Below are 2,642 nucleotides of genomic sequence, written 5' to 3'. Positions count from 1 at the left end.
GGGAAGGCGTTTGCGACCCTCAGCGCGCTCAAGAAGGCGAAGGTCGACTTCGCGATCGTCGACGCGCAGTGTTACGCGGCCACTCGCGGCTGGACGTTGCTCGCCAACGGCACGATTGGCGGCAGGGCGAGCCGCGGGTGGGCGCTGTACTCGCGGCTGAGCGGGGGGATGCCGGCGCTGCAGGGCAAGAAGCTCGCGTATGTGAAGATGGGCTGCCGCGACAAGGATTTCGTGTTCAACGCGATGCTCGACTCCGAAGTCAGCGAGAAGCACTTCGGTGGGCTCGTCGGCAAGCCGTCGCTCACGGGCGCCGTGGCAGAGGTCGCCTCGTTCAAAGGAGCAGAAGCAGTGTTTGCGCCGGTCGGCGAGGCCAAAGGCCTCAACAAGGTGTTCGATACGGCGCCGGTGCCCGGGCCGGCGTTCGTGCAGGTCAATGGTCGTCTCGACAAGGACGTGGTCAATCGCGTGAGGAACGCGGTCGTGTCGTACGGTGGTGGGGGCGCGATCTCGGGATTCGTCGCGGCGAACGACAAACCTTTCGATGCGCTGCGCCGCAGCCTGAGTCGCCGGATCAAACGCTTCGTGTTCGCCACGCCGCCGTTCGTACGCCTCGATGCATCCGATGTCATCGAAACGCCGAAGTCGATCGACGAGCCAGGGTTCACGGAGGTCAAACAGCATTTTGCCGAACCACCGGTGCGACAGTGACCGAGCGCCGCGACACGTATGCCGGCGTCGTCGAGACGGGTAGCAACCCATGGCGGATCGCTTGACCAGGCCTGAGGCGGATTCGGTCGCTCTGTCTTGGCGCATCAAGGAGCGGCCGGGCTTCACGACCGTCGAGTTCTTCGGCGAGATCGACGAGAACGCCGACTTCTCCGAGCTGCGGCGACGACTCCGCGGGAACGTCGTGTTTCATCTGGCCGAAGTGCGCCGGATCAACAGCTGCGGCGTGCGCGAATGGGTCAACTTCGTCCGCGACTTGCCCGGCGTGACCGAACTGACATTCACGCACTGCTCGCCGGCAATCGTCACGCAGTTGAACATGATCTACAACTTTCGCGGCAACGCGAAGGTGCGGTCGTTTTATGCCCCGTACGTTTGTGAGAACTGCGGTCGGGAGGAGGAAAAACTGCTCGACGTGCAGTCGCAGTTCCCTGGGGGCAACATCGGCTCCGTGCCCGAGTTTACGTGCGACAACTGCTCAACGCAGATGGAGTTCGACGACCTTCCCGAGCGCTACCTGTCGTTCCTGACGGAGGGTTGATTCCGGCGTGGAGGTTGTACGCCAGCACGTCCGCGAGCTGCTCGAAGGGAGCGTCGACGCGGCAGTGATCCTGGATGCGGACCGCCGCATCCTTTACTTCAACCGCGCCTACCAAGGACTCACCGGCCTGCGCGGACGCCAGCTCGAACGGCGCATTGCGGAGGGGGCGCACTGCTACGAGGTGTTTCCGCTCGAGATCTGCGAGAACGCGTGTCTCGGCTGCAAGGCGCGCGACGTGGACCGGCCGCTGCGCGTGGACGAGATCAAGGCGGTCCGGGCCGACGGCGAGGAACTGACGTTCATCGTGACGGCCGTGCCGCTCGACGACGGGACCATCATCGAGACCTACCGCGACGTCACGGCCGACGTCCGCATCCAACGCCGGCTGCAGGAGCTGCTACGGCGCGAGCGCGAACAAAAGGAACTTCTCGAGGAGAAGGTGGTCGAACGGACCGCCGAACTCGAGCACGCGATGGCCGAATTGCGGCAGGCGCAGGCCCAACTCGTCCACCAGGAAAAGATGTCGTCGCTCGGTCGGCTGGTCGCTGGGATCGCGCACGAGCTGAACAACCCGATCAACTTCGTGTACGGCAACGTCGACTTCCTCGGCCGGTACATGGAAGATCTGCTGGGGCTCGTGGAACTAGTCGATCGTCACCCCGACGTGCCACAGACCCTGCGCGATGCCATCGAGCAGCGCAAACGCGACATCGAGTTCGACTTTCTCGTCGAGGACTCGCGCAAGCTGATCCGTTCCATTCGCAGCGGGGCGGAACGGACGGCGGCGATCGTTCGCGACTTGAAGGCGTTTTCGCGAACCGGTGGTGGCGATCTGCAGGAGACCGACATCGTGTCCGGCATCGAGACGACGCTCAACCTGATCGGCCCGCTGCTGAAAAACCGAATCACGGTCGAAAAGACGTTCGAGCCCAACCTCCCCAAGATCGTCTGCAATGCCGGCCACATCAACCAAGTGTTCATGAACATCCTGACGAACGCCGCCCAGGCGATCGAAGGCGAGGGCACGATCTGGGTCGACATCCGCCTCACCGAGGATCGTCAGCACGTTCAGGTAACAATCCGGGACTCTGGGCCGGGAATCGAACCGGAATTGCTCGACCGCATCCTCGACCCGTTCTTTACGACCAAGGATGTCGGAGAGGGAACCGGTCTCGGACTGTCGATCTCGGACAACATCGTGCGGGCGCACGGTGGTCAGCTGACCTACTCGAGCAAGCGCGGCGAAGGGGCGACGTTCTCGGTCGTCCTTCCGCTCAGGCCGCCGGCCGGTGCGCACAACGACGGAGAATCCAGAGCGCATGTCAGCCGCCGCAGCCACTGATGCGAAGCGTATTCTCGTGGTCGACGACGAGCC

At 63.6% G+C, this 2,642-nt stretch carries 3 protein-coding genes; all 3 read left to right on the top strand.

Translation table 11 applies throughout. The annotated features are described in order from the left end of the window. A partial coding sequence (locus D6689_02030) for a hypothetical protein (GenBank protein ID RMH44609.1) occupies positions 1-708 on the top strand: 708 nt, incomplete at its 5' end. A 49-nt stretch (positions 709-757) separates the two neighbouring features. Further along, a complete protein-coding gene (locus D6689_02025; GenBank protein RMH44608.1) occupies positions 758-1,267 on the top strand; it encodes a hypothetical protein in 510 nt (169 codons plus the stop codon). Positions 1,268-1,274: 7 nt separating this feature from the next. Next, positions 1,275-2,609: a PAS domain-containing protein gene (locus tag D6689_02020; protein ID RMH44607.1), complete on the top strand. Its 1,335-nt coding sequence runs from the start codon at positions 1,275-1,277 to the stop codon at positions 2,607-2,609. Positions 2,610-2,642 lie beyond the last annotated feature (33 nt).

This window comes from Deltaproteobacteria bacterium (assembly GCA_003696105.1).
In the GTDB taxonomy this organism is placed as follows: domain Bacteria; phylum Myxococcota_A; class Polyangia; order Haliangiales; family J016; genus J016.
Note: the sequence above shows the minus strand (reverse complement) of the source record. Positions and strands in the feature narration are given on the sequence as shown.

Coding starts and splice junctions, on each gene's coding strand:
- D6689_02025 (RMH44608.1), top strand. CDS start 758: ATGGCGGATCGCTTGACCAGGCCTGAGGCGGATTCGGTCGCTCTGTCT.